Origin of the sequence: Heliomarina baculiformis, from assembly GCF_019966545.1 — a bacterium.
Lineage (GTDB): Bacteria > Pseudomonadota > Alphaproteobacteria > Rhodobacterales > Rhodobacteraceae > Heliomarina > Heliomarina baculiformis.
This window is the reverse complement of the sequence record NZ_JAIMIC010000007.1, coordinates 185,272-199,017: the sequence shown is the minus strand read 5'-3', so window position 1 is coordinate 199,017 and position 13,746 is coordinate 185,272. Positions and strand designations below refer to the sequence as shown.

The 13,746-nt window shown below is 59.1% G+C and carries 10 protein-coding genes; 5 read left to right on the top strand and 5 right to left on the bottom strand.

The window, feature by feature from the left end:
* Positions 1–15 precede the first annotated feature (15 nt).
* Both MF268_RS17265 and infB read left to right on the top strand, forming a co-directional pair.
* On the top strand, positions 16–645 hold the full coding sequence (locus tag MF268_RS17265; RefSeq protein WP_238372111.1) for an RNA-binding protein: 630 nt from the start codon (positions 16–18) through the stop codon (positions 643–645).
* A complete protein-coding gene (gene infB / locus MF268_RS17260) occupies positions 645–3,143 on the top strand; it encodes a translation initiation factor IF-2 (RefSeq protein WP_238372110.1) in 2,499 nt (832 codons plus the stop codon). The genes MF268_RS17265 and infB overlap by 1 nt, the downstream gene beginning before the upstream one ends.
* Positions 3,144–3,547: 404 nt before the next feature.
* On the opposite strand, the gene MF268_RS17255 is transcribed toward infB, so the two are convergent.
* Genes MF268_RS17255 through MF268_RS17245 form a run of 3 tightly spaced genes read right to left on the bottom strand, consistent with a single transcriptional unit; the run spans position 3,548 to position 6,032 of the window.
* Complete coding sequence (locus tag MF268_RS17255; RefSeq protein WP_238372109.1) at positions 3,548–3,946, bottom strand: (deoxy)nucleoside triphosphate pyrophosphohydrolase; 399 nt, start codon at positions 3,944–3,946, stop codon at positions 3,548–3,550.
* A 3-nt stretch (positions 3,947–3,949) separates the two neighbouring features.
* On the bottom strand, positions 3,950–5,176 hold the full coding sequence (gene argJ / locus MF268_RS17250; protein WP_238372108.1) for a bifunctional glutamate N-acetyltransferase/amino-acid acetyltransferase ArgJ: 1,227 nt from the start codon (positions 5,174–5,176) through the stop codon (positions 3,950–3,952).
* Positions 5,177–5,180: 4 nt separating this feature from the next.
* Complete coding sequence (locus MF268_RS17245; RefSeq protein ID WP_238372107.1) at positions 5,181–6,032, bottom strand: peptidylprolyl isomerase; 852 nt, start codon at positions 6,030–6,032, stop codon at positions 5,181–5,183.
* Positions 6,033–6,205: 173 nt separating this feature from the next.
* Between MF268_RS17245 and secA the strand changes: the two genes are divergently transcribed.
* The 3 genes from secA to MF268_RS17230 all read left to right on the top strand — a co-directional run bounded on the left by secA (position 6,206) and on the right by MF268_RS17230 (position 11,615).
* Positions 6,206–8,926, top strand: coding sequence for a preprotein translocase subunit SecA (gene secA, locus MF268_RS17240; RefSeq protein WP_238372106.1), 2,721 nt, complete (start codon positions 6,206–6,208; stop codon positions 8,924–8,926).
* Between the two features lie 89 nt (positions 8,927–9,015).
* Positions 9,016–10,041, top strand: coding sequence for a hypothetical protein (locus MF268_RS17235; protein ID WP_238372105.1), 1,026 nt, complete (start codon positions 9,016–9,018; stop codon positions 10,039–10,041).
* A 26-nt stretch (positions 10,042–10,067) separates the two neighbouring features.
* The gene (locus MF268_RS17230) at positions 10,068–11,615 is read left to right on the top strand and encodes a phosphate ABC transporter substrate-binding/OmpA family protein (protein ID WP_238372104.1); all 1,548 of its coding nucleotides are present in this window, start codon (positions 10,068–10,070) and stop codon (positions 11,613–11,615) included.
* A 26-nt stretch (positions 11,616–11,641) separates the two neighbouring features.
* Here MF268_RS17230 and radC read toward each other — a convergent pair whose 3' ends face one another.
* A complete protein-coding gene (radC, locus tag MF268_RS17225; protein WP_238372103.1) occupies positions 11,642–12,403 on the bottom strand; it encodes a RadC family protein in 762 nt (253 codons plus the stop codon).
* A gap of 177 nt (positions 12,404–12,580) precedes the next feature.
* Positions 12,581–13,729: a molecular chaperone DnaJ gene (gene dnaJ, locus MF268_RS17220; protein WP_238372102.1), complete on the bottom strand. Its 1,149-nt coding sequence runs from the start codon at positions 13,727–13,729 to the stop codon at positions 12,581–12,583.
* Positions 13,730–13,746: the final 17 nt, after the last annotated feature.

Below are 13,746 nucleotides of genomic sequence, written 5' to 3'. Positions count from 1 at the left end.
CCCGGAGGTCGCTGGATGAGCCGAGGAGGCATCTCTAAAGATCGCGATGGCGATCCCGAACGCAAATGCATTGCGACCGGAGAGGTGCAGCCAAAGAACGGTCTGATCCGGTTCGTTGCTGGTCCCGGAGGCCAGCTTGTGCCGGATATTCTGGGTAAATTGCCAGGTCGCGGAACTTATGTTGCGGCTGACCGGGCGGCTTTGGAAAAGGCCGTGAACAAGAAATTGTTCGCCCGCAGTCTTAAAGGGCCGGTCACGGTTCCCGACGGGCTCGTGGACGAAGTCGAAAGCCAGCTTGCGCGCCGGGTGATCGATTTGATCAGCCTTGCTCGCAAATCCGGCCACGCTGTGGCCGGATATGAAAAGGTCAAGGATTGGCTGGCAAAAGAAGAAGCAGAAATCCTGCTCCAGGCCGTGGATGGCTCGGGTCGGGGAAAGTCGAAACTCAGCACGCCGCATTTCGGCCGATACATCGGCTGGCTTACGTCGAATGAGCTGGGGATGGCTTTTGGACGTGAAACTGTGATACATGCGGCCCTCGCCTCTGGTGGACTCAGCCATCGTGTTGTAGAGGATGCGCAAAGACTGCGCGGAGTGCGCGAAGCGGAGAGCGGCAAGGGCCGCTCGGAAGGAAAAAGAGCTTAATGAGCGATACTGACGGCAAAAAGACATTGGGTCTGCGTGGGGGGTCCCGTCCGGGGAACGTGAAACAGAGTTTCAGCCACGGTCGGACCAAGAATGTCGTTGTGGAAACCAAGCGCAAGCGCGTTGTGGTTCCCAAGCCGGGCGCCGCCAATAAGGCGACTGGCGCGGCGACGTCTCCCTCGGCAGATCCTTCCCGCCGTCCGGCGGGTATCTCTGATGCCGAGATGGAACGCCGGATGAAAGCGTTGCAGGCTGCAAAAGCCCGCGAAGCAGAAGAAGAAGCGCAGCGGATCGCCGAGGAAAAGGCGCGCGAAGAAGAACGCGATCGCCGCCGCGCCGAAGCCGAAGCGAAAGAGCGCGAAGAGCGCGAACGCGAAGAGGCGCTTAAAGCCAAGGCCGAGGAAGAAGAACGTGCCAAGCGCGAGGCCGAAGAGGCTGCGCGCCGTGCCGCCGCACCGCAGGAAGCGCCCGAAGCGCCGGCGGCTGCCGATGCGCCGCGTTCGTCCAAATCCGCGCCCGCAGCTTCGCCGCGCAAGGCAGATGCCGACCGCGACCGCGAACAGCGTTCAAACCGCGGCAAGGGCCGCGACGACAACCGCCGTTCTGGCAAGCTCACGCTGAATCAGGCGCTGACTGGCGGCGAAGGTGGTCGCCAGCGGTCGATGGCTGCGATGAAGCGCAAGCAGGAACGCGCCCGTCAGAAAGCGATGGGTGGCAATGTCGAGCGTGAAAAGGTCGTACGTGACGTTCAGGTGCCCGAGGCGATTGTCGTTTCGGAACTGGCCAACCGTATGGCGGAACGCGTCGGAGAAGTCGTCAAGGCGCTGATGCAGAACGGCATGATGGTCACGCAGAACCAGACCATCGACGCAGACACGGCGGAATTGATCGTCGAGGAATTCGGGCACAAGGTCGTCCGTGTTTCCGACTCCGACGTCGAACAGGTCATCGCACAGGTCGAGGATGATGAAAGCGCGTTCCAGTCGCGTCCGCCAGTCATCACCATCATGGGCCACGTCGACCACGGCAAGACCTCGCTGCTGGACGCAATCCGTAATGCCAAGGTTGTTGCCGGCGAAGCAGGCGGGATCACCCAGCACATCGGCGCCTACCAGGTGAAGACCGACGGCGGTCAGCTGTTGACCTTCCTCGACACGCCCGGCCACGCGGCCTTTACATCGATGCGCTCCCGCGGTGCTCAGGTGACTGATATCGTTGTGCTTGTTGTGGCTGCGGACGACGCTGTGATGCCCCAGACGATCGAAGCGATCAACCACGCCAAGGCGGCCAAGGTGCCGATGATCGTGGCGATCAACAAGATCGACAAACCCTCTGCGGACCCGGACAAGGTACGTACGGACCTGCTCCATCACGAAGTCATAGTAGAAAAGATGTCCGGTGATGTTCAGGACGTCGAAGTCTCGGCGATTTCCGGTCAGGGTCTCGACGATCTGCTCGAAGCCATCGCGCTTCAGGCGGAACTGCTCGAACTCAAGGCGAACCCCGATCGTGCCGCCCAAGGCGCCGTAATCGAGGCGCAGCTTGACGTTGGCCGTGGTCCCGTTGCCACGGTTCTCGTCCAGACCGGTACCCTGCGCCAAGGCGACATTTTCGTCGTCGGCGAGCAATGGGGTAAGGTCCGTGCGATGGAGAACGACAAGGGCGAGCGCGTGAAAGAAGCCGGTCCTTCGGTTCCTGTAGAGGTGCTTGGTCTTAACGGTACTCCCGAAGCGGGCGACGTTCTGAACGTGGTGGAAACCGAAGCGCAGGCGCGTGAAATCGCCGAATATCGCGAAAAAGCCGCCAAGGACAAACGGGCCGCTGCCGGTGCTGCTACGACGCTGGAACAGCTGATGGCGAACGCCAAGGCGAACGAAAACGTGTCCGAGCTGCCCATCCTCGTCAAAGCGGATGTGCAGGGTTCTGCCGAAGCCATCGTTCAGGCGATGGAAAAGATCGGCAACGACGAAGTACGCGTTCGTGTTCTGCACTCCGGTGTAGGAGCGATCACGGAAACCGATGTCGGCCTTGCCGAAGCATCAGGTGCGCCGATCATGGGCTTCAACGTGCGTGCAAACGCCTCTGCGCGTAACACCGCGAACCAAAAGGGCGTCGAGATCCGGTACTATTCGGTGATCTACGACCTCGTGGACGATGTCAAAAAGGCGGCAAGCGGTCTGCTTTCTGCAGAGATCCGCGAAAAGTTCATCGGTTATGCCGAGATCAAGGAAGTCTTCAAGGTTACCGGCGTCGGCAAGGTTGCCGGCTGTCTGGTGACCGAGGGTGTTGCCCGTCGCTCCGCTGGCGTTCGCCTGCTGCGCGACAACGTGGTTATCCATGAAGGTACGCTCAAGACTCTCAAACGCTTCAAGGACGAAGTGTCCGAAGTACAGTCGGGTCAGGAATGCGGTATGGCCTTTGAAAATTACGACGACATCCGGCCCGCGGATGTGATCGAAATTTTCGAGCGCGAGGAAGTCACGCGGGTGCTGGATTAATCCGGCACCTCGCTCAGGCGAAGTACCTAAACATAGAAAAAAGGCACGGTTTTCCCCAAACCGTGCCTTTTTCATCTTTCGTGAGTAGCGAAATTACGCGGCAGTGCTTACCGGTTTACCGGTATAAATCGTCTTCCCGTCGCGAACGACAATTTTGCCGTTCGGAAGTGTACGGACGAACATGCCCTGAATAGATATGGACGTCCCGATCGTGATAGTACGCAACATGTGATGTTCTCCCCAAAAGAAACATGCCCCGAAATGTAACAAAATTGTATTGTCAAACGATTATGTAAGCGAGTGATTTCTTGGGGTGTTTTTGTGGAAATATTAGGCTAATAAGATTAATATTGTCCTAAAATCGTGCACGATGTCTTCTTTTCCAAGGATAATCGTACGCTTCCCTAAAGTAAGTCTCTTAAAACGGGAATCAGTGGCAGGTCCGCTTCGGGCATCGGATAGCTTTTCAGATCCTGAGCCCGTACCCATTTAAGCGCCTGATTTTCCCGCGACCGGGGTATTCCATGCCACTTTCGACACACGAAAAGCGGCATAAGCAGATGAAAATCATCATATTTATGGCTCGCAAAGGTCAGCGGAGCGAGGCAGGAGGCCCAGGTATCAATTCCCAGTTCCTCCTGCATCTCGCGAATCAGGGCTTCTTCGGGGGTTTCTCCGGGTTCGACCTTGCCACCGGGAAATTCCCACAGTCCGGCCATCGCCTTGCCTTCTGGTCTCTGAGCGATAAGAACGCGCCCATCGGGGTCAACAAGAGCGACGGCGGAAACCAGAACAGATTTCATCTGTCAGGACCGATAATCGGCGTTGATGTCGATGTAGCCGTGCGTCAGATCGCAGGTCCAGACTGTCGACGTGCCGTCGCCGATACCCAGATCCACGCGTATTAGCAGTTCCTGCTGTTTCATGTGGGCGGCTGCGTCGGCCTCGACATAGTCGGGATTGACCCAGCCGTTTTCCGCCACCAGCACGTCGCCGAACCAGATGCTCAGCTTGTCACGGTCGGCCGCGGCACCGGATTTGCCTATCGCCATCACGACGCGCCCCCAGTTCGGGTCTTCCCCGGCGATTGCAGTCTTAACCAGTGGCGAATTTGCGATTGCCATAGCATGCGTTTTGGCGTCGGCATCATTTGCCGCGCCTGAGATCCGGATCTCGACGAACTTGGTTGCCCCCTCGCCGTCGCGAACCACCTGATGCGACAGATCCAGCATGACCTCGTGCAACGCTGTTTCGAATTCCCCATTCGCGGTAGCATCGACCCCCGAGGCACCGGTCGCGCAAAGAATCAAGCTGTCCGAGGTCGAAGTATCGCTGTCGACCGTAATGCAGTTGAATGTTCGGTCGGTCAGCTTGGAAAGCATGCCCTGCAAGGCGCCTTGTTCAACCTTTGCATCGGTAAAGATGTATACAAGCATAGTCGCCATATCAGGCGCGATCATGCCCGAACCCTTGGCGATTCCCGCGATACTCACGGTTTTGCCATCAATTTCGACCTGACGACTGCACCCTTTCGGGAAGGTATCCGTTGTCATGATCGCCCGGGCTGCGTCGGAAATGCCTTCGGGGATCAGTGCGGTCTTGAGCGCGTCGAGCTTGGCGATGATCCGGTCATGCGGCAATGGCTCGCCAATCACGCCTGTCGAGGCTGTAAAGACGCGGGCTTCGGGCACACCGGCGATCTCGCCTGTCGCTCTCGTGAGCTCTGCAACAGACACTTGCCCGCGCTGCCCGGTGAAAGCGTTGGAATTGCCCGAGTTCACAAGGATGGCCGCACCCGGCTCCGGATCGCCGCCCAGTTTCGACTGACAGTCAAGAACCGGCGCAGAACGCGTGGCAGACCGGGTAAAAACCCCGGCGACCGACGTGCCGGGATCCAGTACCGCCAGCATGACGTCGGTACGTCCCTGATAGCGGACCCTCGCCGCAACCGATGCAAAACGAACCCCGTCAATGACGGGAAGATCGGGGAAAGCAGCCGGTGCCAGCGGCGATACGGCAAGGGTCTTGGCCATAGGGTCAGTTCCGAATCATCTCGAGGTCAGTAATCATCTGCGGATCGAACCCTTCGACTTCGGGCCTTTCCACGTTGGCTGCATTGGTAATCTCTTCGATGCGTTTCTCAACCGCTTTCTGACGCAGCTCGGTCGCGATTTCGACCTGTACCTCTTCCAGCGGCGGTGCATCGGCCTGACGGGTCTCGTTCAGTTTGATCACGTGCCAGCCGAACTGGGTCTGCACCGGTTCCGATACATCGCCGGCTTCAAGCGCGACCACGGCCGCTTCGAACTCGGGCACCATCGCGCCTTCACCAAACCAGCCCAGCGATCCCCCGTTCGGGCCGGATGGGCCGGTGGATTTTTCTTCGGCAGTCTTGGCAAAGTCCGCGCCGCCCATGATTTCTTCGCGGATCGCGTTCGCTTCTTCCTCGGTTTCCACGAGAATATGCGATGCGTTATATTCAGTGCCGCCAACACCGTCGCTGTAACGGGAATCGTATTCTGCCTGAATATCGGCATCGCTCACCGCGTCGCGCATGATGCTTTCGATCTTGTCTCCCGCCAAAAGCGAGCGACGCTCATTGTCGAGCGACAGGGCGACATGTCTCGGCAGGTCGCCCTCGTGTTCTTGTTCCAGTGCGGATTGCTGGATGAGCTGGTTGATTATCGCCGGGTAAAGCTGCTCGGGCGGCACCTGTTGGTACTGCTGAGGTAGGCTGGCAAAAGCGATGATGACATGACCCAGAGTGATTTCCTGATCGTTCACCCGCGCCACGACTGTATCCGCCGATGGGTTGGCGCTGGATACAGTCGGGAGTGCCAGGCTGACGGCGAAAGCCGCTGCAGGCAGAAATGTGAGACGTTTAAGCATTGAAATCATCCTATTCGCGTTGACGCGACGGGGCGCGCCGTTGACACTGTATGGCCTGCCCCTTACATCGCCTTGTGGCCTTGGCAGGACCTGCGTCCCTTTTACCTATGGGTTGCGCGAAGGGCGGGCAAGCCTGCGAAAATTACGAATATGTCAGATCGGCTGGAGAGCAAATGCTGGGTATCGGAACTATCGCCAAAAAGGTGTTCGGAACACCGAACGACCGAAAGATCAAGGCGACGCGCCCACTGGTCGCGCAGATCAACGCTCTCGAACCCGAATTCGAGAAGCTCACCGATGACGGTCTGAAGGAAAAAACGCAGGAGCTGGCGGAAAAGGCCCGCAACGGCACCTCGCTTGACGACCTGCTGCCCGAAGCATTCGCCAACTGCCGCGAAGCCGCCCGCCGCGCGCTGGGCCTGCGCGCCTTCGACACCCAGCTCATGGGCGCGATCTTTCTGCATCAAGGCAATATCGCTGAACAGAAGACGGGTGAAGGCAAGACGCTGACCGCTACCTTTGCTGCCTATCTCAACGCGCTCGTTGGCAAGGGCGTTCACGTGGTGACGGTCAACGAATATCTCGCCAAGCGTGACTCTGAATGGATGGGCAAGGTCTTTGCGGCGCTGGGCATGACCACGGGCGTGATCTGGTCCGACATGCCGAACGATGCCAAGCTGGCGGCATACCAGTCGGACATCACCTACGGCACCAATAACGAATTCGGCTTCGACTACCTCCGCGACAACATGAAATCCGAATTGTCGCAGGTTTTCCAAAAGCAGCATTATTACGCGATCGTTGACGAGGTCGACAGTATCCTGATCGACGAGGCACGGACTCCGCTGATCATTTCCGGCCCCTCGCAGGACCGGTCCGAGCTTTACAAGACCATCGACGCCTTCATCCCTATGCTGACGGATGAGCATTTCACGCTCGACGAAAAGACGCGGAACGTCACCTTCACCGACGAAGGCAACGAATTCCTCGAAGAACAGCTGACCGCCCGTGGCCTGCTTGAAGAGGGCCATTCGCTCTATGACCCGGAAAGCACGACCATCGTGCACCACGTCAACCAGGGTCTTCGGGCGCACAAGCTGTTCCAGAAAGACAAGGACTACATGGTGCGCGACGGTCAGGTCGTGCTGGTGGATGAATTCACCGGCCGCATGATGGCCGGTCGCCGTCTTTCCGATGGTCTGCACCAGGCCATCGAAGCCAAGGAAGACGTCCAGATCCAGCCGGAAAACGTGACAATGGCATCGGTGACCTTCCAGAACTACTTCCGCCTTTACGACAAGCTTTCCGGCATGACCGGGACGGCAACGACCGAAGCCGAAGAGTTCATGGAAATTTACCGGCTTGGCGTGGTCGAAGTGCCGACCAACTTGCCGATTGCCCGTGTTGACGAAGACGATCAGGTCTATCGCACGGTGCGCGAAAAATACGACGCGATCATTAAAGAAGCCAAGAAGGCCCATGAAAAAGGCCAGCCGGTGCTGATCGGGACGACCTCGATCGAGAAATCCGAGGTGCTGAGCCAGCTTCTCACCAAGGAAGGCATCAAGCACAACGTCCTGAACGCGCGTCAGCACGAACAGGAAGCCCAGATCGTTGGAGACGCGGGCAAGCTTGGCGCGGTGACGATTGCCACGAACATGGCCGGACGCGGCACCGACATTCAGCTTGGCGGTAACATCGACATAAAGGTACTCGAGGCGATGGAGGCCAACCCGGACGCCGACCCGGAAGCGCTGCGCAAGGCCGAGGAAGCCAAGCACGCCGAGGAAAAGAAGAAGGTGCTGGAGGCGGGCGGTCTTTACGTCATGGCCTCGGAACGGCACGAAAGTCGGCGAATCGACAACCAGCTGCGTGGCCGTTCGGGCCGTCAGGGTGACCCGGGCCGTACCTCTTTCTATCTCTCGCTCGAAGATGACCTGATGCGGATTTTTGGTTCGGAGCGGCTTGAGAAAGTGCTGACCACGCTTGGCCTGAAAGAGGGCGAAGCGATCATCCACCCCTGGGTTAACAAATCGCTCGAAAGGGCGCAGGCCAAGGTCGAAGGCCGCAACTTTGATATCCGCAAGCAGCTGCTGAAATTCGATGATGTCATGAACGAGCAGCGCAAGGTCATCTTTGGCCAGCGTCGCGAGATCATGGAGGCCGCCGATCTGTCCGAGATCGCGCAGGATATGCGCCACGAAGTCATCGACGATCTGGTCGATGCGCATATGCCACCAAAGACCTACGCGGATCAGTGGGACATGCAGGGTCTGTATGCGCAGGTCATCGAGAAGCTGGGAATTGACGTTCCGGTCATCGAATGGGCCGAAGAAGATGGTGTCGACGACGAGCAGATACGCGAGCGGCTTCAGAAAGCCTCGGACGAAAACATGGCCAAGAAGGCCGTGGAATTCGGCCCCGAGAACATGCGCAATATCGAAAAGCAGATCCTACTTCAGACCATCGACGCCAAGTGGCGCGAGCACCTGCTGACGCTCGAACACCTGCGGTCGGTTGTCGGTTTCCGTGGCTATGCGCAGCGTGACCCGCTCAACGAATACAAGAACGAGAGCTTCCAGCTGTTCGAGAACATGCTCGACAGTCTCCGCGAAACCGTCACGCAGAACCTGTCGAACCTCAAAATGCCGACCGAGGACGAGCAGCGCCAGATGATGGCTCAGTTCCTCGCCCAGAACCCGGAGATGCGTCAGCGCGCAGAAGCCGAAGGTCAGGTCGCGGCCCAGCCGCAGCAGGCAGAGACCGAGGTCGCCGAGCCCAAGCCGGGTTTCGACGAAAATGACCCCGCAACTTGGGGCAATCCCGGTCGTAACGAAAAATGCCCCTGCGGCAGCGGGCTAAAGTTCAAGCACTGCCACGGCAAGATCACCTGACTTTGCGCCAGAATGACTCCTAAGCGCGGCCACAAGTTGGCCGCGTTTTGCGTTCAGACAGCTCTGTAACCACTGGTTCGGAGACTCGAATGAGCAAGCTACGACTGATCGCAACGACGGCGGGCACCCTCGGCTGCGCCTTTGCCATTGGCCTTTTCATGCAGTCCACCGGACCCGTGAAACAAAAGGCTCTCGGTCTCAAGTCACCGGAAATCAAGCAGGCCGAATTGTCGTCCACCGACCCAAGGCTCACTTGGGATATCTGCACAACTGATGATCCGGTGATCGTGGATGGCATGCCGCTTGAGGTTACCGGGATCGAACTCACGTCGATGAGCATGAATCACGATGAGATGGGAGAAGAACTTCTCTCTCATCCGGAGAATTTCAAGTTTTCAAAGCTTACTTCGCTGGTCGAACTGGCTGAGGCCGACACGCCGTTTCGCGGATGTGAAATTCAGGTCAGTGCGACGCCAGTAGAATCGGCAAGCGTTGCGCTCGACATCGACGCGCCCTGCAATCCCAACGAACGGATCAGCCTGCACCACATGGGTATGATCGTGACCGAAAGCACCTCGGTCGAGGGGCGGCTTCAGGTGACGATCCCCGCGCTTTCGCAAAAGGCGGTTTTCATGATCGTGCCGGCCACCAATGGCGCGGTGGTCGCGACAGCGGATGTGCCGAGTCTCGCGGAATATGACAGGGTCGCGCTGCAATGGGTAGGAAACGGCGGTTTCCAGATCCACGCCCGCGAATTCGGTGCCGATTATGGTTCGGCTGGGCATGTCTGGGCCGAAAGCACCTCTCCGGCTGGCGAGGAAGGTGGTCGGGTCTCGCGTCTTGGCGATCCAACGCTTGCCGATGCCAATCTCGCGGAAATCTATACCTTCCCCAAGTCGCGTTCTAAAAAAGACGGGACCATCGCCTTGACCGTCGAAGCAGAGGTGACCGAGAGAAACTGTGGTCGTGATATTGCTGCCCAGTCCATCGAGTTGAGGGATGCGGATTTGCCACGAACCCAAGATCTTGTGCTTTCCGTACCTGAATGTTCGTCGGTGGGGGATTTTCTGGTGTTGAATAATCTGATTGATGACCTGAAAATCGCGGCCAGATAAGCCGCGCAACAGACAGGTATCAATCGATGGCATTGCTTCGTGCGGCGTTCTGCGCCGCACTTGTCCTTTTGGGAACGACCCTTGCGGCTCAGGACATCACCCTGACGTCGCGCGACGGCGAGATCGAAATCTCGGGCAGGTTTCTTGGCTATGATGGCGAGTTTTATCGAATCGATAGCAAGTTCGGCGAACTGACGCTGGACGGCTCCGGCGTGCTTTGCGAGGGGCCGGCTTGTCCGAACCTGTCCGATTACGTCGCTAGTATTTCGTTCTCCGGTGCGTCTGCGATGGCTTCGGTTTTGGTGCCGTCGCTGGTCGAAGGCTTTGCGCTGCGTAATGGCTATTCGGTGGAACGGCGCGTTGTCGATTCGCACCATCTGGTTGTGGAACTGTCCGAGCAGGGCAAGCTGGCCGCCCGCTTCCTGTTTCGCAGCACCAACACAGACGAAGGCTTTGCCGATCTTCTCGCCAACGAGGCCGATATCGTCATGGCGCTGCGTGAAGTGCGGCCGGATGAAAGCCGTCGTGCGTTTGAGGCGGGCCTGGGGGATCTTGGCGCCCCGGCTCGTAATCGGGTCCTGGCGCTGGATGCCATGGTGCCTGTCGTAGCCGGGGACAACCCGCTTGGCATGATTTCGACGCCAGCACTGGCGCAGGTTTTTGCCGGAGAGATCACCAACTGGACCGAGCTTGGCGGACCTGACGCACCGATTTCCGCACATCTGGTGGTTGCCGGTTCCGGGCTGGCGCAGGCCGCCGAGGACTACCTGCTTGGACCGGCTGGGCTGACGCTTGCGCCCGGTGTGACGCTCCACGACAGCGGAAGCGATATGGTCGATGCAGTGACGGCTGATCCGTTTTCTATCGGGATTGCCAGCCACGCAGAGACCGGCACGGCGCGGGTGTTGACCCTGACCGGTGGTTGTGGGCACCGTCTGACCGCCTCGCGCCAGACGATAAAGACCGAGGATTATCCTCTTACAACACCGATGTTTCTGTACCTTCCGGCACGTCGTCTGCCCAAGATCGGGCGCGAGTTCATGGGATACCTGCGGTCTAACATGGCGCAGAACGTGATCCGTCGAGTGGGGCTTGTGGATCAGGCGCCAGAAACCATCGGGTTGCAGGCGCAGGGTGACCGGTTTGCCAATGCGATACTGGCTGCCGGTGACGAGGTGCCGCTTGCCGAATTGCAGCGGATGGTGGGGTTTTTCATGCCGATGCAACGCCTGACACATTCCTTCCGGTTCGAAACAGGATCGACGCGCCCGGATGCCCAGTCGCGCACGAATATCGATCTGCTGGCACAGGCTATCGAGGCTGGGGAGTTCGACGGACGCAGGCTTGTCTTTGTCGGTTTCAGTGATGGTGACGGCCCGGCCTCGGCCAATCTGCGGATCGCCCGTGCGCGGGCCAAGGCCATTCAGGGCGCTGTCCTACGCAAGGCGCAGGCAGCCGATCCCGGTCGCGTCGAGGTGCATATCGAAGCCTTTGGCGAGGCGCTGCCGATGGCCTGCGACGACAGCGAATGGGGGCGCAAGGTCAATCGCCGCGTCGAGGTCTGGGTGCAATAACCTACTGTCAACGCTCGCAGATACCCTCAGATCAGCGCTTCGCTTCGAAAGCTCAGTTCGCGCGATTTCCCGATGATCAGGTGGTCATGCAGCGTCAGTCCAAGCGCGTCACAGGCCAGCTTGATCTGGTTGGTCATGGCAATATCCGCCTCGGAGGGGGTGGGGTCGCCGGAGGGGTGGTTATGCACAAGGATCAGCGCGGCGGCGTTCAGTTCAAGCGCGCGCTTGGCGACCTCGCGCGGGTAGACCGGCACGTGATCGACCGTGCCCTTTGCCTGTTCCTCATCCGCGATCAGAACGTTCTTGCGGTCGAGAAACAGCACGCGGAACTGTTCGGTTTCGCGGTGGGCCATGGTCGTATGGCAATAGTCCAGAACCGCGTCCCAGCTTGAAATGACGTGCTGTTGCAAGACCTTGGAGCGGGCCATACGTTGGGCGGCGGCTTCGACGACCTTGAGATCGGTGATGACCTGCTCGCCGACACCGTTCACCTGCAAAAGCCGCTCGGGCGGGGCCGCGAGAACTCGGTTGAAGTCGCCGAACGTATCCAGCAGCGCCCGTGCGAGCGGTTTGGTGTCCTTGCGCGGGATCGACCTGAACAGCAACAGTTCGAGCAATTCGTAATCCGGCATCGCGGTTGCGCCGCCGCTACGAAAGCGTTCGCGCAAGCGGGTACGGTGATCGGCAATATAAGAGGGCAGCCTGCCAATTGGCAAAGGCGTCGTTGGCGCCTCATCCGCGTCGAACAATGACGGGGCAACTTCGTTGAAGGAACGTTCTCGGGCCATGCTGCGAGGGTGCGTCTACTTGGTTAAAGAACTATTAAAAGAGAGCTTTACAACCAAAGGTAGATTGCTGCAATGGGGGGTGATATCCGTACACAACCCGTGCACCCCCTGTACACCGCCGCAGCGCAGCATCGGCAGGTCAAAAAAAGGGCCGGTATCGAACCGGCCCCTGTTGTTTCAGCCCTTCATTCCGTCCCAGAAGGATTTCACGGAGGAGAAGAAGGATTTCGATTCCGGGTTGTTGTCCTCACTCAGCTCATCGAATTCGCGCAAGAGGTCCTTTTGCTTGGTCGTGAGGTTGACCGGGGTTTCGACGGCGAGTTCGATGAACATGTCGCCCGAGCTACCGCCGCGCAGGGCCGGCATGCCCTTGCCACGCAGACGCATCTGGCGACCCGACTGGCTACCGGCAGGGATCTGCACCCGGCCACGGCCGCCGTCGATGGTCGGCACTTCGATCGCGCCGCCAAGCGCGGCCTTGGTCATGCTCACAGGCACCCGGCAATGCAGGTTCATGCCGTCGCGTTCGAACAGGTCATGCGCCGCGACCTCGACAAAGATGTAGAGATCGCCCGGAGGACCACCGCGCATCCCGGCCTCACCCTCTCCGGCAAGGCGGATGCGGGTGCCGGTTTCGACACCGGCGGGGATGTTCACATTGAGCGCGCGGTTCTTTTCGACCCGGCCGGCACCGCCGCAGGCTTTACAGGGATTCTTGATGATCTGGCCCAGACCCGAGCAGGTCGGGCAAGTGCGTTCAACGGTGAAAAAGCCCTGCTGTGCGCGAACCTTGCCCATGCCCGAACAGGTGGGGCAGGTGGTCGGTTCGACACCGCCCTCGGCGCCGGAGCCCTCGCAGGAACCGCAGGGAACGGCCGTCGGGACGTTGATCGTCTTTTGCATGCCTGAGTAGGCATCGTCGAGCGAGACACGTAGGTTGTAGCGCAGGTCGGATCCGCGTGCCGCGCGACGTCCGCCGCCTCCGGCGCGTCCACCACCCATGAAGTCACCAAAGAGGTCGTCGAACACGTCGGAGAATGCCGAGGAGAAATCCCCTCCGTGTCCGGGACGTGCGCCGCCCCGTCCGCCACCCATGCCGCCTTCGAAGGCCGCGTGGCCGAAACGGTCATAGGCCGCTTTTTTCTCGGCGTCTTTCAGGATTTCATAAGCTTCGTTCGCTTCTTTGAACTTGGCTTCGGAATCCGGATTGTCGGCGTTGCGGTCCGGGTGAAATTCCTTGGCCTTCTTGCGATAGGCCTTTTTGATCTCGTCCGCGGAAGCGCCTTTGGCAACGCCAAGTACGTCATAGAAATCACGTTTTGACATCGTTTATTACCTCTCTC

Coding starts and splice junctions, on each gene's coding strand:
- MF268_RS17265 (WP_238372111.1), top strand. CDS start 16: ATGAGCCGAGGAGGCATCTCTAAAGATCGCGATGGCGATCCCGAACGC.
- infB (WP_238372110.1), top strand. CDS start 645: ATGAGCGATACTGACGGCAAAAAGACATTGGGTCTGCGTGGGGGGTCC.
- MF268_RS17255 (WP_238372109.1), bottom strand. CDS start 3,946: ATGAAATCTGTTCTGGTTTCCGCCGTCGCTCTTGTTGACCCCGATGGG.
- argJ (WP_238372108.1), bottom strand. CDS start 5,176: ATGGCCAAGACCCTTGCCGTATCGCCGCTGGCACCGGCTGCTTTCCCC.
- MF268_RS17245 (WP_238372107.1), bottom strand. CDS start 6,032: ATGCTTAAACGTCTCACATTTCTGCCTGCAGCGGCTTTCGCCGTCAGC.
- secA (WP_238372106.1), top strand. CDS start 6,206: ATGCTGGGTATCGGAACTATCGCCAAAAAGGTGTTCGGAACACCGAAC.
- MF268_RS17235 (WP_238372105.1), top strand. CDS start 9,016: ATGAGCAAGCTACGACTGATCGCAACGACGGCGGGCACCCTCGGCTGC.
- MF268_RS17230 (WP_238372104.1), top strand. CDS start 10,068: ATGGCATTGCTTCGTGCGGCGTTCTGCGCCGCACTTGTCCTTTTGGGA.
- radC (WP_238372103.1), bottom strand. CDS start 12,403: ATGGCCCGAGAACGTTCCTTCAACGAAGTTGCCCCGTCATTGTTCGAC.
- dnaJ (WP_238372102.1), bottom strand. CDS start 13,729: ATGTCAAAACGTGATTTCTATGACGTACTTGGCGTTGCCAAAGGCGCT.